Origin of the sequence: Xylanibacter ruminicola (genome assembly GCF_900142525.1) — a bacterium.
Lineage (GTDB): Bacteria > Bacteroidota > Bacteroidia > Bacteroidales > Bacteroidaceae > Prevotella > Prevotella ruminicola_A.
Window position 1 is genome coordinate 1 of the sequence record NZ_FRBD01000012.1, and the last position, 25,082, is coordinate 25,082.

At 47.1% G+C, this 25,082-nt stretch carries 26 protein-coding genes; 24 read left to right on the forward strand and 2 right to left on the reverse strand.

From position 1 onward, the window contains the following. Window positions 1–291: 291 nt before the first annotated feature. The 3 genes from BUB86_RS18140 (at window position 292) to BUB86_RS17210 (ending at window position 1,612) form a co-directional block, all read left to right on the forward strand. Window positions 292–423, forward strand: coding sequence for a hypothetical protein (locus BUB86_RS18140; RefSeq protein WP_262503386.1), 132 nt, complete (start codon window positions 292–294; stop codon window positions 421–423). Between the two features lies 1 nt (window position 424). Further along, window positions 425–1,279: a DUF4595 domain-containing protein gene (locus tag BUB86_RS08695; RefSeq protein WP_175549462.1), complete on the forward strand. Its 855-nt coding sequence runs from the start codon at window positions 425–427 to the stop codon at window positions 1,277–1,279. A gap of 237 nt (window positions 1,280–1,516) precedes the next feature. Continuing rightward, a complete protein-coding gene (locus BUB86_RS17210) occupies window positions 1,517–1,612 on the forward strand; it encodes a bacteriocin (protein ID WP_139261534.1) in 96 nt (31 codons plus the stop codon). Window positions 1,613–1,623: 11 nt separating this feature from the next. Here BUB86_RS17210 and BUB86_RS18145 read toward each other — a convergent pair whose 3' ends face one another. Then, window positions 1,624–1,746, reverse strand: a complete 123-nt coding sequence (locus BUB86_RS18145; RefSeq protein WP_262503387.1) for a hypothetical protein — start codon at window positions 1,744–1,746, stop codon at window positions 1,624–1,626. A gap of 167 nt (window positions 1,747–1,913) precedes the next feature. On the opposite strand from BUB86_RS18145, the gene BUB86_RS17215 reads away from it, so the two are divergent. The 8 genes from BUB86_RS17215 (at window position 1,914) to BUB86_RS08725 (ending at window position 5,880) form a co-directional block, all read left to right on the forward strand. Further along, window positions 1,914–2,024 carry a bacteriocin gene (locus BUB86_RS17215; RefSeq protein ID WP_139261535.1) on the forward strand — a complete coding sequence of 37 codons (111 nt, stop codon included), beginning with the start codon at window positions 1,914–1,916 and terminating at the stop codon, window positions 2,022–2,024. Window positions 2,025–2,084: 60 nt separating this feature from the next. Continuing rightward, the gene (locus tag BUB86_RS08700) at window positions 2,085–2,312 is read left to right on the forward strand and encodes a hypothetical protein (protein ID WP_073208479.1); all 228 of its coding nucleotides are present in this window, start codon (window positions 2,085–2,087) and stop codon (window positions 2,310–2,312) included. 191 nt (window positions 2,313–2,503) lie between these two features. After that, window positions 2,504–2,626, forward strand: a complete 123-nt coding sequence (locus BUB86_RS18150) for a hypothetical protein (protein WP_262503388.1) — start codon at window positions 2,504–2,506, stop codon at window positions 2,624–2,626. A gap of 16 nt (window positions 2,627–2,642) precedes the next feature. Next, window positions 2,643–3,548, forward strand: coding sequence for a helix-turn-helix transcriptional regulator (locus BUB86_RS08705; RefSeq protein WP_073208481.1), 906 nt, complete (start codon window positions 2,643–2,645; stop codon window positions 3,546–3,548). A gap of 180 nt (window positions 3,549–3,728) precedes the next feature. Beyond that, a complete protein-coding gene (locus tag BUB86_RS08710; RefSeq protein WP_073208486.1) occupies window positions 3,729–4,163 on the forward strand; it encodes a hypothetical protein in 435 nt (144 codons plus the stop codon). Window positions 4,164–4,178: 15 nt separating this feature from the next. Then, window positions 4,179–4,637, forward strand: a complete 459-nt coding sequence (locus tag BUB86_RS08715; RefSeq protein WP_073208490.1) for a hypothetical protein — start codon at window positions 4,179–4,181, stop codon at window positions 4,635–4,637. 165 nt (window positions 4,638–4,802) lie between these two features. Next, on the forward strand, window positions 4,803–5,078 hold the full coding sequence (locus BUB86_RS08720) for a hypothetical protein (protein WP_073208510.1): 276 nt from the start codon (window positions 4,803–4,805) through the stop codon (window positions 5,076–5,078). A 145-nt stretch (window positions 5,079–5,223) separates the two neighbouring features. Further along, window positions 5,224–5,880, forward strand: coding sequence for a Rha family transcriptional regulator (locus BUB86_RS08725; protein ID WP_073208513.1), 657 nt, complete (start codon window positions 5,224–5,226; stop codon window positions 5,878–5,880). A 150-nt stretch (window positions 5,881–6,030) separates the two neighbouring features. On the opposite strand, the gene BUB86_RS17640 is transcribed toward BUB86_RS08725, so the two are convergent. Further along, window positions 6,031–6,201 (reverse strand): hypothetical protein, encoded by a 171-nt coding sequence (locus BUB86_RS17640; RefSeq protein ID WP_175549461.1) that lies wholly within the window; start codon window positions 6,199–6,201, stop codon window positions 6,031–6,033. A gap of 1,002 nt (window positions 6,202–7,203) precedes the next feature. On the opposite strand from BUB86_RS17640, the gene BUB86_RS08730 reads away from it, so the two are divergent. The 13 genes from BUB86_RS08730 (at window position 7,204) to BUB86_RS08790 (ending at window position 25,071) form a co-directional block, all read left to right on the forward strand. Then, complete coding sequence (locus BUB86_RS08730) at window positions 7,204–8,343, forward strand: DUF3987 domain-containing protein (RefSeq protein WP_254795134.1); 1,140 nt, start codon at window positions 7,204–7,206, stop codon at window positions 8,341–8,343. A 27-nt stretch (window positions 8,344–8,370) separates the two neighbouring features. Beyond that, window positions 8,371–8,757 carry a hypothetical protein gene (locus BUB86_RS08735; RefSeq protein WP_073208517.1) on the forward strand — a complete coding sequence of 129 codons (387 nt, stop codon included), beginning with the start codon at window positions 8,371–8,373 and terminating at the stop codon, window positions 8,755–8,757. Next, window positions 8,754–9,182 (forward strand): hypothetical protein, encoded by a 429-nt coding sequence (locus tag BUB86_RS08740; protein ID WP_073208520.1) that lies wholly within the window; start codon window positions 8,754–8,756, stop codon window positions 9,180–9,182. The genes BUB86_RS08735 and BUB86_RS08740 overlap by 4 nt, the downstream gene beginning before the upstream one ends. A gap of 259 nt (window positions 9,183–9,441) precedes the next feature. Further along, window positions 9,442–12,585, forward strand: coding sequence for a SusC/RagA family TonB-linked outer membrane protein (locus BUB86_RS08745; RefSeq protein WP_073208522.1), 3,144 nt, complete (start codon window positions 9,442–9,444; stop codon window positions 12,583–12,585). A gap of 51 nt (window positions 12,586–12,636) precedes the next feature. Continuing rightward, window positions 12,637–14,208, forward strand: coding sequence for a RagB/SusD family nutrient uptake outer membrane protein (locus BUB86_RS08750; RefSeq protein ID WP_073208526.1), 1,572 nt, complete (start codon window positions 12,637–12,639; stop codon window positions 14,206–14,208). 34 nt (window positions 14,209–14,242) lie between these two features. Next, the gene (locus tag BUB86_RS08755) at window positions 14,243–15,196 is read left to right on the forward strand and encodes a hypothetical protein (protein WP_073208529.1); all 954 of its coding nucleotides are present in this window, start codon (window positions 14,243–14,245) and stop codon (window positions 15,194–15,196) included. A gap of 138 nt (window positions 15,197–15,334) precedes the next feature. Beyond that, entirely contained in the window at window positions 15,335–16,132 is a 798-nt protein-coding gene (locus BUB86_RS08760) for a hypothetical protein (RefSeq protein ID WP_073208532.1), read from the forward strand. 18 nt (window positions 16,133–16,150) lie between these two features. Next, window positions 16,151–17,488 carry a family 16 glycosylhydrolase gene (locus BUB86_RS08765; protein WP_073208696.1) on the forward strand — a complete coding sequence of 446 codons (1,338 nt, stop codon included), beginning with the start codon at window positions 16,151–16,153 and terminating at the stop codon, window positions 17,486–17,488. Further along, a complete protein-coding gene (locus BUB86_RS08770; protein WP_175549463.1) occupies window positions 17,485–18,861 on the forward strand; it encodes a CotH kinase family protein in 1,377 nt (458 codons plus the stop codon). Before BUB86_RS08765 ends, BUB86_RS08770 begins: the two co-directional genes overlap by 4 nt. Next, window positions 18,858–20,084: a glycoside hydrolase family 5 protein gene (locus BUB86_RS08775; protein WP_073208538.1), complete on the forward strand. Its 1,227-nt coding sequence runs from the start codon at window positions 18,858–18,860 to the stop codon at window positions 20,082–20,084. The genes BUB86_RS08770 and BUB86_RS08775 overlap by 4 nt, the downstream gene beginning before the upstream one ends. Window positions 20,085–20,316: 232 nt before the next feature. Continuing rightward, window positions 20,317–23,283 carry a ThuA domain-containing protein gene (locus BUB86_RS08780; RefSeq protein WP_073208540.1) on the forward strand — a complete coding sequence of 989 codons (2,967 nt, stop codon included), beginning with the start codon at window positions 20,317–20,319 and terminating at the stop codon, window positions 23,281–23,283. Window positions 23,284–23,372: 89 nt separating this feature from the next. Beyond that, window positions 23,373–24,104, forward strand: a complete 732-nt coding sequence (locus tag BUB86_RS08785; protein ID WP_217653238.1) for a helix-turn-helix domain-containing protein — start codon at window positions 23,373–23,375, stop codon at window positions 24,102–24,104. Window positions 24,105–24,126: 22 nt separating this feature from the next. Further along, the gene (locus BUB86_RS08790; protein WP_073208545.1) at window positions 24,127–25,071 is read left to right on the forward strand and encodes an ROK family protein; all 945 of its coding nucleotides are present in this window, start codon (window positions 24,127–24,129) and stop codon (window positions 25,069–25,071) included. The last annotated feature ends 11 nt before the right edge of the window (window positions 25,072–25,082 follow it).

The window sequence follows — 25,082 nt, forward strand, 5'->3', positions numbered from 1 at the left end:
CATTGTCATTGTCATTAAGGTCATTAAGCTTTCTGAACTCTAAAAAGTAGCTATAAAATATATATTATATATAATATATATTTTATAGAGATAATTTTACCCCTCCAACCTCCAAACCCTTAATGACAATCATGACAATGACAATCCATGACAACGGTGAGTTTTATTTGTGCCATTTTCGCAAAAATGTTGTGCCAATTTTACAAAATTTGCTTATTTGCATTGTGCATTGTGAATTATTTCTTATCTTTGCAACGAAATCAAACATCAAACTTTTAAAATATTACAACTATGACAGAAGACAAGATTAAAAAGCAGAAAGAAGACGAGCAGCTCAAGGACGAACAGCTCGACGAAGTGAATGGTGGTCAGGTGGATGCATTTAAGGATGCATTTAATGGCAAGTATAACGTTTTGCGTTAATTTGTGTCTTTGCAGCATGAAACAAGGTCAGATATATTACCAATATACTTGGATTATCAATACGCTCATGGCCTTGGTGGCTGTGGGCGTAGTGTTCGCATCGTGTTCTAATGTTGATAATCCCTACAACGTTACACCCCCCGATGGTAAGTATGTATTGGTAAAGGATTCTATTACCAGTCCTGATGGAGAATTACAAATGTATGTGTGGGAGTACGATGCCGAAGGCAAGATGGCGAAGGAAACTTTCGATTTTCATCACTCAGATAACACTTCTGATCATATTGTAAGTACATACACCTATAGTGAGAATCTGATTACAAGAAAGTCGGTGAAAAACGACGAAACAACTTACTTTGCCTATTGCTATCTTAACTCAAAGGGGTTGGTAGAGAGAATAAAAGACGAGTTGGGGGAGTCTGAATGTAGTTATAAGTACGATGACGACGATCACGTCATGTTATGTATGGAAGATGGTAGAGATAGTCTCGTATGGAAAAACGGCGATGCGGTTAGTTATGTGATAAATACTGCTGAAGGAGGAATTATAAATTTTACATCGAGCCCCTATGAGGTTGATTTCCCTTATTTGATGGCGTATTTACCTTATTATGAAAATGCATTATCACCAATGGGTTTTTTCGGAAAGACAACACGCCACCTTATTTCCAATTTGCATTTTGAGCATGAAGCAGATGGTAAATCTAGCTATCTTAATGGTGACTTCAGCTATGTTGTGCGGGGTGGCCTGGTAGTGGAATTCACTGCCGACATCGATGAATGGTATTTCGAAAACGGCGAAACCGAAGACTATAGTCGTATCGAACATCATTACTTAACCTGGAGAAAACTGTAAACGTTTCCGGCAGTGATACATCAGTTTCGGAAATTTTGTCTACTTTTGCAGCAGAAATAAGTTCAATCATTAATTTTTATACATTACTATTATGAAAACAGAAGAAAGCAAAAAGCAAGAGGAGCTCACCGACGAGCAGCTCGACAAAGTAGCAGGTGGAGGCGCTGCCGGCAAAACAAGCAAAGTAAGCAAAAAAGTTATAAAGTAGATGTAGAATTATTTTTAAACATTACTATTATGAAACCAGAAGAGAACAAGAAGCAACAGGAGCTCAACGATGAGCAACTCAATGAAATCAATGGTGGGCTGCCAAGGAAAATACAGAAAATTTGAGTTTATACTGATTAAGCTGCCAAGGGACAGAGGTTCCTGGCACATTTTTCCTGATTTGAGACAACTTTTTCCGGCAGTGATACATCAGTTTCGGAAATTTTGTCTACTTTTGCAGCAGAAATAAGTTCAATCATTAATTTTTATACATTACTATTATGAAAACAGAAGAAAGCAAAAAGCAAGAGGAGCTCACCGACGAGCAGCTCGACAAAGTAGCAGGTGGAGGCGCTGCCGGCAAAACAGACAAAGTAAGCGAAAAAGTTATAAAGTAGATGTAGAATTATTTTTAAATATTACAATTATGAAACCAGAAGAGAACAAGAAGCAACAGGAGCTCAACGATGAGCAGCTTGACAACGTGTCGGGAGGTGGAGAGTTTACAGGTTACGATCCATCTGAGCGCCCGAGGTGAAGGAACTACGCCTGCCAAGGGACAGTTCCTGGCATACTTTAATTTTTAAACATTATAATTATGGCAACACTTACAGCAGCGCAAATTGAGCAGAAGAAGCAATTGCTCATAGAGAAAACTAGAGAGATGAAGGCTATCTACGACGAACTCGTAGCAGCTGGCGCCATTGAGCTCTCCGATGAGCAACTCAATGAAATCAATGGTGGATTTTACTGGGACAAGGTAAAGGAACAAGCGAAAAAAGCTGCCAAAGAAAGCACGGATACAGGTAACTTGAGTTTATACTGATTAAGCTGCCAAGGGACAGATCCTGGCATACAACAAGGCTCGCACCAATCCTGGCTGCGGGCCTTTTTTGTGTCAACGTTACAGAAATGTTGTGCCAATTTTACAAAATTTGCTTATTTGCATTGTGCATTGTGGATTATTTCTTATCTTTGCAACGAAATCAAACATCAAACTTTTAAAATATTACAACTATGTCAGAAGACAAGATTAAAAAGCAGAAAGAAGACGAGCAGCTCAAGGACGAACAGCTCGACGAAGTGAATGGTGGTGGTCAGGTGGATGTATTTCATGGCAAGCATAGCGTTATGATTTAATTTGTGTCTTTGCAGCATGAAACAAGGTCAGATATATTACCAATATACTTGGATTATCAATACGCTCATGGCCTTCAAGGCGTTAACGCTTGAGGAGCTGAGCCGGAAGTGGCAGGACGATAAAGTGAACGACGGCAGCCCGCTGACGCGCCCCTCGTTCACCCGCCATCGCAAGGCTATACAAGACATGTTCGGCATTATCATCGAAAGTGCACCCATCACCTATAAGTATTATATCGCCAACCCGCAGAGGTTGCAGAACGGCAGTCTGGAGCAGTGGCTCTATTCTACACTTACGGTGCATGGCGTGCTGGCCGAGAGTGTGGCTATTAAGGATCGCGTGGTGCTTGAGGATGTGCCCTCGGGCGAGCATTATCTGAGCAGTATCATACATGCCTTCCGCACGGGGCGCCGACTGCTGCTGGGCTACCAGAAGTTTGGCTCCGAGGGCTACGTGAAGACGGTGTGCCCTTACGCCCTGAAGCTGTTTCACCGCCGATGGTATCTGCTGGCGAAGAACAGCGAGGAGCAGCTGCGCATCTATGCGCTCGACCGCGTGACCAGCTTAGCGCTTACTGACCAGACTTTTGAGATGCCTGCCGGATTCCTGCCGCAGGAATATTTTGCAGAGTATTTCGGGGTGCTTACTAACGATACCCCCTTGGCGCGCGTGGTGATACGCGCTCACAACTATACGCCCAACTACCTGCGCACGCTGCCGCTGCACCACTCGCAGCGCGAGTTGGAATCGGGCTCGCTGCCCGACGGCGGTACGTATACCGACTTCTCGTTCGACATACGTCCCACTGCCGACTTTCTGGGCCAGTTGCTATCGCATGGAGCAGGTATCGAAGTGCTCTCGCCACCCGATTTGCGCGAGAAAATGCGGCAAACAATAGCCGAAAATCTTAAAAGATATTAAATTTCAGAGGGGTGTATCTTGTTTTGATACACCCCCTGTTTTATTTTGCAGCCAGAAATCAATAATTCGTGAACGATTAAAAATTTTTGAGATTATGGCAAGTGTATTTTTCATCATTGTTCTGGCGGTGGCTCTGAACGAGCTGGCATCAGACTATAATAAAGCTTAACATTAAAACTTATGGAAATGAACGTTGAAGAACTTAAGGATTGGAAAGATGGCGCTCGGCGCCAGCTCGATCGCGGAATCGAGCGTTTTAGAGAGAAAAAAGAGCGGTTGCAGGATTACTCGCGATGGATGATGGAGGCTACCGACGAGTTGATAGCCGAGAACGAGCGTCTGAGCTACGAGTTGCAAAAGGTGCAGGCCGAGGTCGAATGGGCCAGGCAGCAGTGGCTTCGCAGTTATCTGAAGACCTTGAAGCGCAAGACGCTGGCCAAGCGCGAGGCGGCCAAGATGGTCATCACCGAGCTCTTTGCCAATGCCAAGGTTGAGCTGCCCGATGACATCGTGGACATGCTTGACCATCTGGACGACGAGCAGATAGAGCCCAAGGTGGTTAACGTGGCGGGCTGCTACAACGAGATTCATGATAACGGCCGAGTAGCAGTTTAAAAAAGCAGGATTGATATGGCAGGAAACAACATTTATGTACAGGGCTCGTATGTCGATATTCACGACAACGAGGTAGTGAATCTCTCAGTTGATAAAGGCGAGGTTCATGTTGGCGACAATGGCAAGGCCGTAGTTGCCGAGGGTGGCGGCGATAATGATATAATAAAAGAGGTGATACAGCAGCTTAGAGCCGAGGAGATTATATCTCACTTGTATGATTATACCTGGGTTATGCTGGCTATGAACGACACCCAAGGGCTGCCGAGTTTCGACAGTCCTCAGTCGTTCGTTACTTTTATGAAGAATATTGGGCTAGACTGCCTGCCTTCAGAATCGAGCATCAAGAAGAAAAACGAAAAGGTGCTTGGTGTGTTCCCTGATTTGACTTTTATCGATGCTGATAAAACAGAGGGCGACCGACGTGTAAATGTTGGCAAAAGGTTCTTGAATTTATACCGTAGTAGGGTGAAGTAGGGCGATTGTTCCCTAATTCGTTCCCTATATTTTTCCCTTATTCCCCAATTCTTTCCCGACGTGCTTTTTTAACATCGCCGGGAATTTTTTTGTTTGTACTTTTGCCAACGCAAACCTGAGGTTGCTCGGGAATTGTGAGTTCTTTGACTTATTGATACAAACATTATGCAGACAAAGATTTTAAGAGTGGTGCGCCAGGGCGAGGCCTTTGGCGTGCAGTCAAGTAAGAGTGAGAGCGGCCAGATCCAGAAGTGCAATATCGTATTGCGCGAGATGGGTGGAAGGTTCGAAAACGAGTATGTGTGCGCCATGCTGGGTAATCTGGCGGCGTGCAGGTTCTACGAGGGTGACATCGTAGCATGTACCCTTCGTTTCTCTACCCACGAGTATCAGGGGCAAGTATTCCAAGAGATACTGGTTACTGATATCGTAAAGATTTAACACCGTAGGAAATTATTACTTAATCCGTAAAATCCGTAAAATCCGTAGGTAAAACAAAAAAAACTCTGAGTTGAAGTGAGGAGGATGTTCTCGAGTAAATGCGCAAAGAATCTGAAACTTCTTCTCTATTAATTCAACTCAAATTATGGAAACAAACATTATTAAAATAGAACAGACAATGACGTCGCTCGAGATTGCAGAGCTGACTGGTAAGCAACACAAGAACCTGATGCGAGACATCAGAAACATGGAGCCCGCTTGGGAGAAAGTACATGGGCTCAAATTTGAGCTCATCGAATATAAAGACCGATTGGGACGTATAAAACCCTGTTACTCTCTCACCAAAACCGAGACGCTCTATATCGCCACTAAGTTTAACGATGAGGCGCGAGCCAAGCTGGTTCTTCGATGGGAATATCTGGAGCGTAAGGAACAGGAGCGCCGCCAGCAGTTGTGCCTGCCATCGCCCAAGAAGATTCTGGCGCTGGCCGATGAGATAATTGGCAGCACACTTAGCATGCTGAACGAGGACGCCGAGGACACCCTCACCGCCACGCAGGTGGCTAAGACATTCAATATGAATGTCTACGACTTCAACGCCGTGCTGCGCGACATGGGCATTCAGTACCGCCGAGGCGGAAAGTGGAACCTATCTGACGATCTGCAGGGTCGCGGCTACACCGCCGAGCGCATCCACGTGTCTTACTCGCTAAAGGGCGAAAAGAAAATCAAGACCTACATGACCTGGACCATGGCTGGTCTGCACTATCTTAACGCTAAACTGGGTTACCCCAATTTTTAAAGGAATTTTAAAGGAATGGAAAGGAATTCTTTAACTTCCCTTTAACTTCCCTTTAACTTCAAAAAAATCAAATCTATGAGCGTACATTATATATATGTTGAGGATGGGGTGAAGAAGATGCGCCCCATCCATTCGCGAGAGGAGTATTTGTCACTGCGAAACGGCGGTAGCCAGAAGTCGATACTTGCAGCCGTTCGCCGTGGCGATGAGAGTAAGAAGCACCTGCTGGTGCAGATGAACTACAGCTGTCTGCCTAACGACGACGGCACGCTGAAGGGCTCGAAGCGTATGACTACCACCGTGGCGATGGACATCGACCATGTGCCGCCCGAGGAGATGCAGCCGCTACGTGAACGCATCCTCGAAAAGAAGGATGAACTGGGCCTTGATATGCTCGAAGGGAGTGCCCGCGGCGAGGGCTATCATCTGGTGTTCGCCCGAAAGCCTGAGCTATCGCAGGAAGAAAATCTGAAATGGGCCAGCGATCTGCTCGGTGTAGAGTACGACAAGGGCGCCAAGGACATCACCCGCGTGTTCTTCACAACTACCGAGGCCGAGCTGATTTATCTCGATGATAAGATTTTTGAGCAGGCGGCACTCCCCCCCTTCTGGGATAATCAAACCACCCCTAACCTATCTTGCGTCCCTTCGGTAGCAAGCGCCCCTTCGGGTCGAGCGGTCTCTCGAGAGGAGGGGAGTAGGGCGACTCCGGAATCGCTGGCGAAGTTTGACTTGTGCGCCAAGGAGGCGGGGCTGGATGCAAGCTCGATGGATATCTGGGGCGAGCGGAACTGGCACTCGAATCTGATGGCGGTGCTGTCGGTGGGTGTGGGCAAGCTGATGTCGAGAGAACAGTTGTTTGCTGTGGTGGCGGAGCGACTGAAAAACTACTCGCAGACGGATGACTGTCGCACGCTGATTAATTACTTCTACGATAATTATAATGCCGATAAGGGCTTTATGAATGCGGGCCTGCGCGAGATTAATGCTAAGGCGCAGAGTATGGCTTCGGGTCGAGCGGTCTCCCAGGAGGAGGGGAGTGCATTGGGGCCTGACAGCGTGAAGGGGAGTGCATTGGTACCTGCCTGCGTGGAGGGGAGTACTGGCTCGGAACTCTCAGCCAAGCGGCTGCCGCAGGGGGTGAGAGACTCCGTAGCGGCTGTGGGACCGGCGCTGGCCATGCCGATTATCACGGCTATATGTCCTTGCATCGGGGCGCTGGCCACGGGGGTGAGGCTCGATGTTCACGGGCACATGCGCGGGCTGAACCTCATCTCTTATATCGCGGGTGATTTTGCCAGCGGCAAGGGCTCGATAGACCCCGTGGTGGATGCCTGGATGAGCGAGATAGCAGCGCTCGACGCGATGTACTTGCAACAGGAAGAGGAGTACAACAAGAAGAAACTGGCCGCCAAGAACAAGAAGGAGCAGCCCGAAGACCCGAAACTGCCCGTGCGCTACATTACCTTTAATACCACGGTGGCCAAACTGGCCGAGCGACTGGGAAACACCGAAGGCAAACACGCTTTCTCGTTTACCCCCGAGGCCGACACGGTGGCGCAGAAGTGGCGCTCGAGCATGTGCGACTTCTCGGTGATGCTGCGCCAGAGCTACGACGGCTCGAAGTACGACCGTGAGGCCCGCAGCGCCGAGGCGGTGAATGTGCACATCAAGCATCTGCTGTGGAACGTCACCATGTGCGGCACGCCCGACGCCCTGTATCGCGTGGTGACCAACTACACCGACGGATTCCAGAGCCGAATCGCGCTGGCTCAGACGCCCGACAACACCTACGCGCCGCTGGAGGATAAGCCCTACGTGCTGACCGACAAACAGGCCGAACGCATCAGGCAGGTAGCCCACTTGCTGCCACTGATGTACGGCGAGGTGGTGCTGCCCAAGCTAGAGGCGCGCGGTCGCGACTGGCTGGAGAAAATACGCCTCGAAGCGATGAAGAACGACGACCGCGTAAAGGCCCGCGAGCGATTCCGCACCTGTGTCACTGCCCAGCGCATGGTGTGCTGCCTGATGCTCTGTCGCGTGTGCGAGCAGCTGATACAGAAGCACGGACAGAGCGGCGCCGAGACGCAGCTGAAGCTCCACCCGAACCTATGGAAGGAGCTGCTGCTGAAAGCGCAGACGCCCGCCATGCTCGACACCTACGACGTGATAGCCGACTCGCTGATTGATAACGCGCTCTACTTTTTCCGCGACAGGATAGAGAATGCCTTCCGCAGTCGCGAGTATGCGGCCAGAAACGAGCGCAAACGCTATGGACGGAACGATACGATTTACGAGCGCCTGGATCTGGAGTTCGGCTTTGATATGGCCATGCAGCACAGCATCAGCATGAATGGTGCCGATGTGAGTCGCAACAAGGTTCACCAGATGCTGAAGAACTGGAAGAATCAGGGGCTGATAGTACCGATTGCGCCTAATAGGTATCGCAAGGTGAGTCATTAGTTGTCATTGTCATTAAGGTCATTAACGATGATGGAAATAAGAAACGATCAAGCCTGCTTTGTGCAGCTCTGGCGTAGGCTGGAGCGCACCAGGCAGATGCTGGCGGGGCAGTACAAACGATTCTGCATCCGCAATGTGTTGAAGGTGTGGTTCGGTCAGCAGGCCACCGACAACTTTATCTGGGAGGTATGTCACCATACCATAGTAGACGACGAGTGGGCCTGCGGCAACGATATGCTGAAACCGCCCTCGCTCTACCCGCGCAAGCATCGCGAGCTGCTTCGCGCCATTGTTGCCGTGAGCCTCGGCATCAGTCTGCGCAAGGTAGACCTCAAGGCCCTCGACGCCGCGTATAGCGTGGCATTCCCGAATAGTACACCGATTAATGTAAACAAGAAAAAAAGAAAATTATGACTACACCAAGAGGAATAAGAAACAACAATCCACTGAACATCCGCCGTAGTAAGGATAAGTGGAAGGGCCTGAGGGCTCAGCAGACAGACGCAGCGTTCTGTCAGTTTGAATCGATGGAGTGGGGCTGGCGCGCAGCCTTCTGGCTGCTCACGCGTACTTACTACCATAAGTACCGCCTTTATACCATCCGTGCTATCATCAGCAAATGGGCACCGCCGATAGAGAACAAGACCGAGGCATATATCGCCAACGTGAGCCGCCTAACGGGCATCGCCCCCGACGAACCAATCGGCATACCGAGCGACCAACCCGCCCGCTGGATGGCAGTAGCCACCGCCATGGCCATCCAGGAAAACGGCACCGCCGCCCTCGACTATTTCGCCATGCTCAGAGGCTGGACCCTATGCCGGCAGGATGTAGCATAAGCGTTTTGTGGACACTTAAAAATTAGCAAAAATTAGCTAAAATGTACAAAATACACCTCTATATTTTATCCACTCTTTTAATGAGATGTGACTTATTTAACCGCCTGATAATTAGGCGGTTAAATTTTTAGAAACATTGAAACATTCCACTTTTCACTCTATGAGGTGAGGTGAGAATGTTTTTTTTTTACTAATTTTGCAACAGGAAAACCTAATTGGTATATTCTAACTTATAATTAACATTTAATAAAACCAAAGTATGAAGAAAAGCAGGTTTATGATGATGATGTTGGCACTTATGGTGTCACTTACATCTTGGGCCCAAGGTATCTCGGGCACTGTGATTGACGACCAGGGCGAAGCCGTTATCGGTGCCTCAGTCGTTGAGAAAGGTAATCCTCAGAACGGAACAATCACCGACTTTGACGGTAGATTTACCATCAAGGTGAAGGAGGGTACACCTATTATTATTAGTTATATTGGCTATGTAACCCAAGAGGTTAAGGCCGTAAACAACGTGAAGATTACTCTGCGTGAGGATGCTCAGACTCTGCAGGATGTGGTTGTTATCGGTTATGGCGTTCAGAAGAAAAGCGTGGTAACAGCCTCTATCGCCAAGGTATCGGCTGATGACTTGGAGGGAACAGCTCCCGTGCGTATGGACAACGCCCTGAAAGGCTTGGCAGCTGGTGTTAACGTAACATCTTCGTCAGGTCAGCCTGGTGCTGCCTCTCGTATACGCGTACGTGGTACAGGTACTATTAACAATTCTAATCCTCTTTACATTGTTGACGGTATGCCTATCGAGGGTGGTCTTGACTATATCAACCCTAGTGACATCGAGAGTATCGAGGTACTGAAAGATGCTGCTTCGGGTGCCATCTACGGAGCTCGTGCTGCCAACGGTGTTATTCTGGTTACCACTAAGAAGGGTAAGATGGGTAAGGTTTCTGTTAACTACAACTTCTCTCAGGGTTGGCAGTCGGCATGGAAGCATCGCGACGTTCTTAACGCTACTCAGTATGCTATTATGCGTAATGAAGCACTTGTAAATGCAGGTCAGGCTCCTCTTTATGATGATCCTTATAAGTTTGGTGAGGGTACTGACTGGCAGGATGTGCTGTTCAACGACAATGCTCCTGTTCAGAACCATGAGTTGACAGTTAGTGGTGCCAGCGAGAAGATTAACTACTTCCTTTCAGCAGGTTACTATACTCAGGAAGGTATCGTAGGTGGTAACTTCGACCGCTCTAACTACAGACGTATGACTCTGCGCGGAAATTTTAAGTTTAATATCTTTGATGAGTCAAAGAACCGCAACTGGCTGAATAAGCTTGATGTAGACGTAAACCTTTCTTACGCACGCGTAAATAGCACAGGTATTAATGTAAACGATCAGTATGGTGGTCTGGTAACTACAGCTGTTGCTCTTTCACCTATCTTGAAGCCATATTTGGAGACAGAAGCTGAGCAGAAGGCACAGGATGACTATTACTCAACCATGTATCCTGATTACTATTATCCCGTGTTCCACAATGGCAAGCAGCTTGCACTGCCTGGCGTTGACTACAACGAGTTTGGTAACCCAATCGATGAATTGCTGATTCCTGTACTTCCTTCTTGGAGTCATAAGTTCGTTACAAACTTTGCTGCTACTCTGCAGATCTGGGACGGTCTGAGATTCCGTACAAGCTACAGTGCCGACCTCTCTTTCTGGGGCAGTGACTGGTATTCTAAGGTGGGTTATCATAAGCCTACAAATATTATCCAGCGTTCGTCTGCTGGTTCTGAGTCAAGCCGTGGCCTGGTTTGGCAGGTTGAAAACGTTCTGACTTACGATAAGGAATTCGGCCCCCACGCAGTCAACGTTGTATTGGGTCAGTCGGCTTTCGAGAACACTGGTTTCACCGTTGGCGCTTCACGCTACAATATCAACGACTATAGCAAGCCTTGGGTAAATGCTTCACTCGGTCTGGCTGCTGATGGTGATCGTGATGGTTGGGCTGGTCCTCATACCCCACACACTATGTCATCACTCTTTGCACGTGTAAGCTACAACTATGATGAGCGTTATATGTTCCAGGGTACTATCCGTCGTGATGGTTCTAGCCGTTTCGGTACCAATAATAAGTATGGTACATTCCCATCTGTTTCTCTTGGATGGAACGTGATGAACGAGAAGTTCATGACTAGCACTCGCGACTGGTTGAACAATCTGAAGGTACGTTTCTCTTGGGGTAAGAACGGTAACGATAATATTGGTGACTTCCGCTACACCGTGTTGACACAGGGCGGTAATAACTACGGTTTCGGTCGTGGTGGCGCAGAGCAGGAAGTTGTTAGTACAAAGGCTGCGGGACTTGGCAACCCAGATATTAAGTGGGAGGAGTCTGAGCAGTACGACCTTGGTATCGACTTCGGATTCTTGAACAATAAGGTGACCTTTACTGTTGACTGGTTCAAGAAGAAGACTAATGGCATGCTGATGACTATGGCTATCCCAAGTTATGTGGGTGAGTCGAAGCCTATTGGTAACGTAGGCGACATGGAGAACAGCGGTTTGGAGTTTGAGGCTGGCTACAAGTTCAATATTGCTGATGCCAAATTCCAGATTAAGGGAAATGCCTCTTACCTGAAGAACAAGCTGATTAAGCTGGGTAATGACACCGGTACTGCTACTTATGACTGGGTACAGGGTGGTGTAGGTAACGTCTCTCGTGCTGAAAACGGTCAGCCTTGGCCTTTCTTCTGGGGCTACAAGACCGCAGGCATCTTCCAGAACATGGATGAGGTTAACAATTATGTCAATGCCGAAGGCGGTCTGATTCAGCCTAATGCAAAACCTGGTTACGTACGCTATGTTGACATCAACGGTGATGGTAAGATCAGCGACGACGATAAGACCAACATTGGTAACGGTACACCTGACTGGACCTTCGGTATCACGCTGAACGCAGCTTGGAAGGGTTTCGACTTTATGATGTTCTGGCAGGGCACAGCGGGCAATGAGGTGTTTGATGCTACTCGCCGTGTAGATATTGCATCAAGTAACCTTGCTTCATGGTATTTTGCACGTTGGACTGGAGAGGGAACCTCTAACAAGTATCCTATCTGGGTTAACAACGATACTGAGAACTGGAAGTCCTCTGACCTGTATGTTCATGATGGCAGCTACTTCCGTCTGAAGAACATAGAATTAGGCTATACTATCCCTGAGTTTATAACAAAGAAGGCATTCATCAGCCGTCTGCGTGTATATGTAGCCGCTGAGAATCTGCTGACCTTTACTAAGTACTGGGGCTTCGATCCAGAAATCTCATCTGGTGGTACATCACTCGGTATCGACTACGGTGTATATCCCCAGCCTCGCACCTTCAGAGTGGGTCTTAACCTCTCTTTCTAATAAGATCAAATCAATCAGGTTATAAGAATCAATAGTAAAATATTCAAGCATATGAAAAGAAATAAAATATATACAATAGGTCTGTTAGCACTGGCTACTCTAACGGCAACCAGCTGCTCTGACGGCTTCCTGGAGGTAACCAGTCCCAGTGATTTCCCTATTGAGGAGTATTATACCTCTAAGGAGAAAATCAACGAGGCTTTGGTGGCTGCCTATGCACCTCTCCATTGGTTCGACTATGGAACAACCAGCAACTACAATGCGCTCAACCTGTCGTCTGACATCATGAGTGACGATATGTATCCCAATGGTGGTAACGATGCCGACTGCCCTTACTTGCAGCTGGCCTTCAACTTCTCGGCAACTCCGTTGACAGACATTAATGGAATCTGGCTTGACTGCTATTCTGGTGTGAAGCGTTCCAACGATGTTATTAAATATCTTGACTGGGCAACTGAAATGTCGGATGCAGACAAAAACGTGATACTGAGTCAGACTCGCGTGCTCCGTGCCTACTATTACAATCTGTTGTGGAAGTACTATGGCAACATTCCTTTCTTCTTCGAGAATCTGGAAGCTCCCTACACAGCTCCACAACTTAAGGCCGATGAGGTTTATGCTAATGTAATTGCTGATTTGGAGGATGTTATTGAGCGTGGCGCATTGAAAGATGAGTGGGATGACACCAACATCGGTCGTGTAACAAAGCCAATGGCATACATGCTCTTTACAGAGATGGTGATGTACCAGAACGATCAGACTCGTTATGCTAAAGCTCTCGGTTATATGCAGAATATTATCGGTAGTGGTAAGTTCGGTCTGCTTGACAACTATGCCGATATTTGGACCGAGGCTGGCGAGTGGAGCAAGGAGTCGATCTTTGAAATCAACTATTACTCTGTAAATGGTGGCCGTGCATGGGACAATGGTCTTGGCGCTGGTGGTACCGTGAATGTCCGCCTCTGTGGACCCCGTGGCTTTATTGCCAAGGCTGGCGATCCATACGAAGGTGTTGTTGAGGCAGGATGGGGCTTCGGCTACATTCCTCCAAAGTCAATCCGCAGCTTTGAGGACGGCGATGTACGTAAGGACGTAACAGGATTTGATATTTGGGAACATGGTGATGCAGAGAAGATGCAGGATGCAGGCTGGATGTTCCGTGAGAGAACACCAGGTAGCTACTACAGCAATGGTAAGTATCTGCCTATGGCTGGTGGTAACGCAGGCTGCACAGGTGCTGGCGACATGAATTTCAACAACAACTTCCGCGTGTACCGTTATTCAGAGACTCTCCTCTATGCTGCAGAGCTTCTGTTGAAAACAGGTGGTAGTGCCTCTCAGGCTGCCGACTATGTTAATCAGGTTCGCAACCGTGCTGGTCTGGCTTCACTGAGTTCTGTTGACCAGGATGATATCCTTAATGAGCGTCGTCATGAGTTCATGGGTGAAGGCAAGCGTTATTGGGACCTCGTACGTACAGGCAATGCCGCAACCGTACTGAAGGCTGCTAACGACGAACTCAACTTCCGTACCAAGGACTGGGATGTTCACAACAAGTATCTGCCTATTCCACAGGACAATATCGAGGCTGATCCAAACCTTGAACAGAATCCTGGCTATTAATTCATCAAATTCAACATTTAAAAGATTATAGAATATGAAGAATATTATTAAATATATGGCTGGAGCTCTGTTCGCAGGGCTGACGATGACCGCTTGCTCTCCTGAGTCGTTCGATGGTCCAGACCAAGCTGGTATCCCTACAGCCAATGGCGCAGACTTTGATGTGGTTGTTGACCAGAGCATCAACCAGGTGACAGTGAGCTACAACCAGAAAGGCTCTTACCCTATTTGGTCGTTCGATGGCGGTAAGACTTACTCTACCCAGCCTGTACTTTCAAAGATTTTTGCACTTCGTGGCGATTATGAGGTGTCGATGAAGGTTGGTAACCGCAATGGCATTAGCCAGGGTGCTGTAACCAAGACTTTCACAATGAATGAGACAAAGGTTGACTTCGATGCCTTCAAGAGCAAGTTTGTTGGTAAAGAGTGGCGTATCAAATACGACGAGGCTGGTCACTTGGGCTGTGGCCCTTCAGGAACTGATGGTCTCGGATGGTGGAGTGCTGCTCCTAACGACAAAGTAGACTATGGTGTTTACGATGACCGTATCACATTTGGTGAAGATGGTAGCTATACCTACAATCCTGGTGCAGGCGGTACAGTTTACGTCAACTGGGGATGCTCAATCTATCCGGATTATAATATCAACAAAGCCACCGAAACTGACTTCATGGTCCCTGTTGATCCTCAGACCTCTTCTTACACACTGGATGCCGATGCCGACGGAAACGTAATCATCAAGTTGGCTGCTGAGACGCTCTTCCCTTATATTGCCAACGACGAGCAGTATAATGCTGGCGAGTACCACATCGAGAGCATTTCGGCCAAGAAGATGTCGCTCATTATTGATAATGGCAATATCGCTTGGCACTTCATCCTGACCAGCGAGGAAGATACACCTCCTACACCTGCTATAAATTGGGTAGATGTTGACTCTCCCGATAATCTCGGAGCCGGCTTTAATACAGTAGGTAATATGGAATTCTAGTGGGCCGATGGTAGCTGGACCAAGCTTGGCGATCCTCAATTCTCTTATGCCAATGGTGTATACACTATCGTTGCATCAGAGAATGGCGGTGCTGAATGGCAGGCTCAGAACTCTATCCATCACGTAACAACAAATATTGTGAAGGATGAGTACTACGATATCCGCTTCAAGATTAATGCTAGCGAAGCTATAGATCGCTATACTTTCAAAGTTTGCGATGAAGCTAACGATGACAATTTGCTCATCTACCGCGGTGATCTCTCGCTGGATGGCGGTGATAATATTGTAGAACTGACAGGTATCAAGAGTGGTGGTTCATTTGCAGAGGCCAAACTCATCATTGACCTCGGTGGTATCAACTCTGGTGTAACTGTCCAGTTAAGCGATATCATCATTCAGAAGGGTGAAGAACCAACAATTGATGAGAGTGATCCGAAGTTGATTGACTGGGCTGGTGTTAACTCTGCCGAAAACATGGGAGCTGCTTTCAATAGCGTAGGCTCAATGGAATTCTGGTGGGCCGATGGTAGCTGGACCAAGCTTGGCGATCCTCAATTCTCTTACGCCGACGGTGTATACACTATCGTGGCAACAGAGAATGGCGGAGCAGAGTGGCAGGCTCAGAACTCTATCCAGAATGTTGCTCTCAACATCGAAGAAGGTCAGGTTTATGATCTCAGTGTAAAGATTACAACAAGTGCCGATCTGGAACGCCTCACAGTAAAGATTTGTGATCAGAATGATGACGACAATTTGTTGTTCTATAACGGCAATATCACTGCAGATGCGGGTGAAAACCTGATACAGTTTGCTAATATCACGAAAGGAAAGGGTTCGTTTACTACAGCCAAGTTCTTTGTTGATCTCGGTGGTATCCCTGCTGGAACTGAGGTTAAAATCAGTGATATCATTGTTCAGAAGCACAAATTGAAGTAAGAAAGAATGACTCAAAAGATGAATTTCTTAGTAATCCTTTGGTCGTTGTTATCACTGACAGCGTGCAGTGGCAGCGATGATGGAGGCGGCAATACGCCGCCCGCCTCCATCATCATCACTGTCTCGCCCGAAAGCATTAGCAGTCCTGCTACTGGAGGCTCGTACACTATCAACGTGACTACAACGGGCGTGGAGTGGGGGGCTTATCCGGATTCTGAGTGGATAAAGACTACAGTTACCGGCTCTAACACATCGAAGGGTAGTATTTCAGTGAAGATCAGTGAAAATAAAGGAACCACTCAACGAACTGGTACTATTACCATACAGTCAGGTACGGCTCGTAAGGCTATCATCATTTCGCAGGATGCACCACTCCAAGTGTCGAAGACTCAGGTCTACACATCTTCGAAAGGCGAAACGATTGATGTTGATGTGATTAGTTCGTCGGACTGGACGGCAACCGCTAGCGACTCATGGATTACGACTGCCAAGAACGGTTCTGTATTATCAATCACCACATCGGCCAATGATGCTCAAAAGGAGCGTTCGGGCAAAGTGACGGTAAAGACTGCTGTTGAGAGCAAGGAGATTACCGTCAATCAAGCATCGGCCGAAGATAGCGAAATTAATGCTCCGGACGGCTATCGATTGGTGTGGCACGATGAATTTAGCGAGGGAACAACCCTGAACAGCGATTGGACTCACGAGGTTCAGAACTCTGGTTGGGTGAATAACGAGCTGCAGAACTATCGTAACGGCATTGCCGATGGAAAGCGTGTGACAGAAATCATTGATGGACGTCTACACATTAATTGCTTCAAAGGTTCTGACGGTAAAATCTATTCTGGCCGTATATACGCTAAGAAAAATCAGGGTTGGAAGTATGGCTACATCGAAGCCAGCATCAAATTGCCAAAAGGTAAGGGCACATGGCCTGCCTTCTGGATGATGCCGGTAAACTTCCGTTCATGGCCTGCTGATGGCGAGATTGATATTATGGAGGAGGTAGGCTATCACCCCGACTATGTGTCGTCGAGCTTGCATGCCAATACTCACGTACACAGCAATGGAACCCAGGTAACCCATGAGATGTATTGTAAGGGCGCAGAAGGTGAGTTCCATAAGTACGCCATTGAGTGGACACATGAGAACATCACGACCTACGTTGACGGCAAATTACAATTGTCATACAATAATCGAAATCTTGGTCGCGACGACTGGCCCTACGACGATCCGTTCTACGTAATCCTCAATCTTGCTTGGGGAGGCGACTGGGGTGCCGCTCAGGGCGTAGACCCAAGCGCACTGCCATGTACCATGGAAGTAGATTATGTACGTGTGTTCCAGAAGAAATGAAATTAAGGTTAGTTTTTATGTTGTTCGGTATTGCTGTGGCCAGTCAGTTGCTGGCCCAGCAGTACAAACAACTTACCGATGTGCCTACGGTGTATATCGAGACTGAGAACAGTCAGAATATCACCAGCAAGGAGAATTATATCAAGTGCACTCTGATAGTGGTTGATGGCGACAACACAACCCGTTACGAGAATACCCAGATAAGAGGACGAGGCAACTCATCGTGGTGGAACTCGGACAAGAAACCCTATCGTGTGAAGTTCGATAAGAAACAACAACTGCTAGGTAAGGACTTTGCGAATGCCAAGAACTGGACTCTGCTTGCCAATCACGGCGACAAGACAATGATTCGCAATGCCCTGACCTATCGACTCGGACGATTCATAGGGATGAAGTTCTGCCCGGCGGCTAAGTTCGTCGATCTTTATCTTAATGGCAATTACCGCGGTACCTATCAGATTAGTGATCAGGTGCAGGTGCACAAGAAACGTGTGGAGGTGGACGAGGACAACGGATGGATGTTGGAAGTGGCCAACGATAACTCGAAAGAGGATCCTTACATCACGTCGACTAAATACAGTATCATCTATAATCTCAAGAATCCAAAGGACGAGATGCTGACGGTAGACAAGCGTATAGCTATGGGCCAATGGATAGAGGCTTTCGAAGCTGCTGTGGCCTGCAACGACTATACCGACCCGGAGAAAGGCTATCGGGCCTATATCGATGAGACCGACTTCATCAACTGGTATGTAGGCGCCGAAATCACGGGAAACATCGATGCCCTCTACAGTATCTATATGTACAAGGAGGCCGACGAACAGAAGATGCACTTCGGTCCGCTGTGGGACTTGGACCTGGGTTACGATAACAGCTCGGAAAAGAGTTTGCTGCGCAACCTGGAGGCTTATCTGGGGTTGTGGAACCGCCCGTTCGAGAAAATTCTGCAACGATTGTGGCAAGACCCTTGGTTTGCCAAGGCATGCAACGACCGCCTGAACCAGTTGGTAGAAGATGGCTTGCAGGCCCATCTGATAAGCGCTATCGACAGCCTGCGTGGCGCCATCTGGCAGACTCAGGCAAAGAACTTCGAGGTGTGGCCCATCAACCAGAAGGTGTACGACTGGGAGAAGCATAGCTACTACAATACCTACGATGGCTACATCAACGACCTGAAGGGGTTTGTGAATATTCACATTCCATATCTGCAGCAAGCCTTTGCCCAGAAGTTGGAAACCGCCGGTATCAACAGTGCCAAGGCTATCGGGCCCCGTAACAATGGTGCCATCTACGATATGCAAGGTCGTCGAGTACAGAAGATTAACAAGAAAGGAATATATATCCAGAACAGACTAAAAATAGTAAAACAATGAAGAAGATTTTTGTTTACCTCTTTGCGCTACTGCTTGTTGCCTGCAGTGCAGGACAGAAAAGCACTACAGGTTTTGTAACTATCAATGGGCACGACCTGGTGAAACCGAATGGTGAGAAACTCCTGATTCAGGGTACTAACCTGGGCAACTGGTTGAACCCCGAGGGATATATGTTCGGATTCGGACGTACCAACTCGGCCTGGATGATAGACCTGATGATGAAGGAGGCTGTAGGCCCCGATTTCACCGCAGAGTTCTGGCAGCAGTTCAAGGACAACTATGTGACTAAGGCCGATATCGACTTTATTGCACAGCAGGGTGCCAACACCATCCGTCTGCCCTTTAACTACAAACTCTTTACCGATGAAGATTACATGGGGCTTACCGGACAGAAGGACGGCTACCAGCGCATCGACTCGGTGGTGAACTGGTGTAAGGCTAACAACCTGTATCTGATTCTGGATATGCACGACTGCCCAGGCGGACAGACTGGCGACAACATCGACGACGGCCACGGCTATCCCTGGCTGTTCGAAAGCGAAAAGAGTCAGGAGGAGTTCTGCCGCATCTGGCGCGAGATAGCATTCCGCTATCGCAAGGAAACAACCATTCTCGGCTACGAGCTGATGAATGAGCCCATCGCACACTACTTCGACAATCGCGATTCGCTCTATCAGCTGCTGCAGCCGCTGTACAAGAAATGTGTGAAGGCCATTCGCGATGTAGACCAGAACCACATCATACTGTTGGGCGGCGCCCACTGGAACAGCTTCTTCTGGATGCTCGACGATGCCAGCTACGACGATAAGCTGATGTACACCTGTCATCGCTACGGCGGGCCTGCCACTAAGGAGGCTATTACGCACTACATTAACTTCCGCGACTCTATCAACCGCCCCATGTACATGGGCGAGTTCGGCCATAATACCATGGAGTGGCAGCGCGACTTTGTAAACGTGCTGAAGCAGAACAACATTGGCTACACCTTCTGGCCCTACAAGAAGGTTGATAACTCATGTATGATGGCTATTCAGCGCCCAGAGGGTTGGGACAGTATCGTAGTGAAATACTCCGAGACATCGCGAAATACCTACAAGGAGTGGCGCGAGGCACGCCCCAATCAGGCTCAGTTCCGCCAGCTGCTCAACGAGTTTGCCAAGAACTGCCGCTTTGAAAACTGTAAGCCCCAGACGGATTACATCCAGTCGATGGGCATGAAATAGGAAATTATTACTGTTATACTGCCACCATCTTATCTGAAACCTTTGTGTTGCGGGAGGGATAAGATGGTGGCGTTTTTATATCCACTAATTTTATCGGCTTATTTTCTTAGAAATGTATTGATAACCAGAGATTTGGACGATTTTAAACTACCCGGTTGTCCACATTCTTGTAAGTACCCGTTTGAGCAATGTGTTTTTTTTCATAACTTTGCAAGCGCTAAACAACTAAAATATGAATAACAGATATATGGAGAAAAAACTATGGGTGGTATTATTACTCCTGTGTTTTGTCGTTAAGATTCTTGCTAATCCTCAGCGTGTACTGGTTATTACAGAACTTGGTGGACAACATGCGGAGTTTACCCAAAGAGGATTGCGCTGGTTGAACCAGCAGGCCGAGCTTCAGAACTTCAGTGTGAGAGAAATCAACGACTGCAGGGAATTGAAGGCGGGTGAAATTACTGAATACGATCTTATAGTGCAATTAAATTATCCGCCATATGTGTGGAGTGATGCTTCTGTAAAGGATTTTGAAAAGACTGTCGACGAAGGTAAAGTGGCTTGGATTGGATTTCATCATGCTTCTTTGTTGGGCGAGTTTGACGGCTACGGCATGTGGCAGTGGTTCAGTGATTTTCTGGGAGGCATCCGATTCCAGAACTATATTGCAGAAAGGGCTGATGGAGAGGTAACTGTTGAAGATCCTGGCCATCCTGTGATGTTGGGTGTTCATCCAAAGTTCATCATCCGTGAAGACGAGTGGTATACTTATGACAAAACCCCGCGTCCTCAGGTCCATGTGTTGGCCAGTGTCAACGAGGATTCCTACCAGCCTACCTCCAAGGTTAGGATGGGTGATCACCCTGTTATTTGGACTAATCCGAAAAAAGCAGCGCGTAACGTGTATTTCCAAATAGGACATAGTGGTTCGCTTTTCGATAATCCAGATTTTGTCAAGATGTTTTTGAATGCTATCCTATGGGGATTGAACCGTCCGATGAAGTGTTATGATGATGCTTCTTTAGAGGCAGGGTTGAAAGTGCAACCTGTTATGGCCTCTAAGCAGATACGAGATCATCTTACTTTATCTGTGCCGATGAGCACAGGTAAAAGGGCCACAGGACAGCCTGATGATCCTGACTATGCCATTTATGGAACAGCCAGTATCACACTGCCTTTAAAGAACAGAAATCTGGAAAAATGGAACCGACTTTCGTTTGATGTCCGTACAGATCTGGATGCAGGTGTTGCCAATGTGAATGTAGCTTTGGAAACGAAACGAAATAGTGGGTTAGGTGCTCATTTGGTGAATGTGAAGGGTAATGACTGGCAGCATGTGGTTTATCAGATTGCGGAATTGCCCCGTAAAGATGTGTCGGCAATACGTTTATATACAGATATAAAAGGTAAAAATATATCTCAGAAGGATTCTATTCATTATGAGATCCGGAACTTACAACTGGAACGGGTGGCTCAGCCTGAACCGGTGAGTGGTTGGCAGGTGGTGCCTGGACAGATAGCCTATTCAATGTCAGGCTATCTGCCTCATGGTAATAAGACGGCAGTGGTTACTGGCATAGGTGGCAATTTCCAACTGATTGATGAGTTGACGCATCAGGTAGTGTATGAGGGAACTACGATGATGCCTGAAACGACGCTTGATGGTAGGCTGTCTGTTCTTGACTTCTCAGATTTTAAGCAGGAAGGTATCTATAGCTTAACCCTCGATACGCTGCATACACTGCCGTTCTCCATTAGTAGTCATTGCATGGATGGTACAATGTGGAAGATGCTGAACTTTATACGTTGTCAACGTTGCGGTGACGTTGTACCAGGTATTCATGGAAAATGTCATACTGATGTGTTCTGCGACTATAACGGCAGACAAATAAGCTATGGTGGTGGATGGCATGATGCAGGTGACCTGTCGCAACAGACGCTTCAGACTGGCGATGTGGTTTATGCATTGTTAGAGACCTATCAGGCATGTAAGCAGAATCAGCCGCAGTTGGCTGCACAGCTGAAAGAAGAGGCTCTTTATGGTCTTCGCCAACTTGTTAATACACGATTGGGAAATGGTTGGCGGGCCAGCAGTATCGGACTGTTACATTGGACAGATGGCGTTACAGGAACAGCTGATGATATTCATTCTGTTCGCAAACAGCATAACGCTTTTGATAATTATCTCTATGCGGCTTACGAAGCTTATGCTGCTATGGTGCTTCAAGATAGCAATCTCAGGAAAGTAGCCATAGAAGATTTCGGTTTTGCTGATGAACAGTTCCTGCGTGAAGGGATTGACAGCTTTAAGATTGTGATGGAGCATGTTTATAACACTTCGGATGCTACCTGGATGGCTGCTGCCTCATGGTCTGCCTCAATGTTATATGAACTGACGGGAGAAGCATCGTATGCAGAAAAGGCAGCAAGGTATATGGCCTACACTTTAGACTGCCAGGAACAGACTGGTCATTATGCTGGTTTTTTCTATCGTGACAAGTCGCGACGTGCCATAATTCATTATATCCATCAGTCGCGTGAGCAGTTGCCTATTCAGGCACTTGTGGCGCTTTGTAAAACTCAGCCGACTCATGCCGACTTTATACGATGGAAGAATGCCATAGAGCTGTATGGGCATTATCTCAAGCAGATTGTTGCATCGACACAACCTTATGGTATGGCTCCCAGTGGTATCTACAAAAAGAACGAATATGAAGATAAGGACGGTTTTTACCGACTTCATCTTTGGGTCCCTGAGAATGCACCTGAACTTTATAATCTGCAATTGCAAGAGGGCATACAGATGGATGATAATCACTATATACGTAGATTTCCGGTGTGGTTCAGTATCTTTAATGGCAATGAGGCGCTTATTCTCTCTACAGGAAAGGCAGCTGCTCTCTGTGGAAAATATCTGAATGATGATACTCTGCTTAATATAGGACGCGAACAGTTGTATTGGACTGTTGGTAAGAATCCCCTCTGTCAGTCACTCATCTATGGCGAAGGCCATCGTTATCCTTCACAGGATAGTTTCTCTTCTGGAGAGATTGTTGGTGAGATTCCTGTTGGTATTCGCTCACTTGGAAATACTGATGTTCCATACTTCCCTATGACGAATAATGCATGTTATAAAGAAGTTTGGCTTACCTCGGCAGGAAAATGGTTGTCGCTAATAGCTGATTTGATGTCCCTATGATGACCTTTAGTATTTTTATCAATTGTTTGCTGATAGCAGTTTTTGTATGGCTTTATGTCAGACGCAGACAACCTAAGCCATGTTCTGCCGTGAAGAGCAGAATACTATTGGTTGGAATGGATAAGGATACTGAAGTTGATCTGAAGGCATGTCTGCAAAAAGAATATGATTTAGTCTTTGTGAAAAATGCCCAACAGGCCATCAGTACAATCGACAATATTCAGATAGACCTTGTTATTTCAGAATTCCTGATGCAAGAAATGAGTGGCGATGAATTCTGTCATGCCATCAGGGAAAAAACAGGAGCAAGTACGATACCTGTGGTATTCCTGTCGTCATTGTCTCATAGTGCAGATATCGTTTATGGTCTGGAGGCTGGTGCCAGGGACTATATCACAAAACCTTACGACACAACCATCTTGAAGGCAAGAATAGGTATCGTGCTTAATGAAAAGCGAGATGACGGCTCGCATCCTGAGGGGGTTCAGACGGTGAAAGATTCGCGTGATCTGGAGTTTATACAGAAACTGGATAAGGTCATCAGAGGACAACTATCTAACAGTTACCTGCAGATTAATGATATCTGTAAGGAGATGGGAATGAGTAGAACTGCCATGTTTACCAGAGTTAAAAGCGTAACAGGACATAGCCCCAACGACTATCTGCGGATCTACCGGCTTAACGAGTCGAAAAGACTGTTAGAGGCTAAGTTATGGACAATTGCAGAGGTTGCTGTCAAGGTGGGGTATAATGATCCGAAATACTTCAGTACAAGTTTTAAGAAACAGTTTGGGGTCTCTCCTAGTAAAATCATTAAATAATCATTATAATTAATAGCAGAATATGGAAACTTATTTGGGCTTAGACTTGGGTGGAACTAAACTCCTGATAGGAGAAGTTGACAATCAAGGCACAATTTACAACTACAAGCGTTATGACTCGGGTTATTTCAATCAGCATGTGGCTTTTGATATTATCCGTCATTCTCTGGACGACTATATTGAACAGGTAGGTTGGTACAAGGATAAGCCTGTTGCCATGGGGGTTGGACTGATAGGTCGTGTGGATTATGAACAGGGCATCTGGCAACAGATAGATCCTGAGCGCACTTATCCGATGCCATTGGCGCAACAGTTATCAGAGGAGTATGGCATTCCTTGTTTCATAGATAATGATGTAAAAAGTGCTACCCGTGCAGAGATGTTGTGGGGAAATGGTAAGATATCTGACAATTTTCTCTATATTAATGTGGGTACAGGTATTGCAGCTGGTATGGTAATTAATGGTAAGCAGATACGGGGAAGTCACTTTAATGCTGGCGAAGTAGGACATGTAAGAGTAGGGGTACAGGTAGGCGTGAAGTGTCCTTGTGGACGTATCGACTGTGTAGAAGCTATTGCCTCTGGCATGGGATTCGACCGTTGTGCACGTCTGCTACAGGGACAATATCCCACGTCGCTTCATATTCCCTCTGTTAATGGTGAACGTGTTGATGTGAAGGATATCTTTAAACTTTATGGACAGGACGACCCGCTGTGCAAGGTATTGGTAGATAACGCTGCAGAGGCACTGGCTAACCTGATTATGAACCTTGTCAGGATGACTGACCCAGATACAGTTATTTTGGGCGGTGGCGTGGTAGCCGATGGTTTTATGCTGGAGCATATCGAGCATTATCTGCATCCTGTTACTATGCGTTTTGTGTCAAACGGCGTTGTGCTGACCAAACTCGATCCGAAGTTTGTTGGTTTGTTGGGTGCTGCGGCAATTTCTATGAATTCTAAATGATTGTTATGATA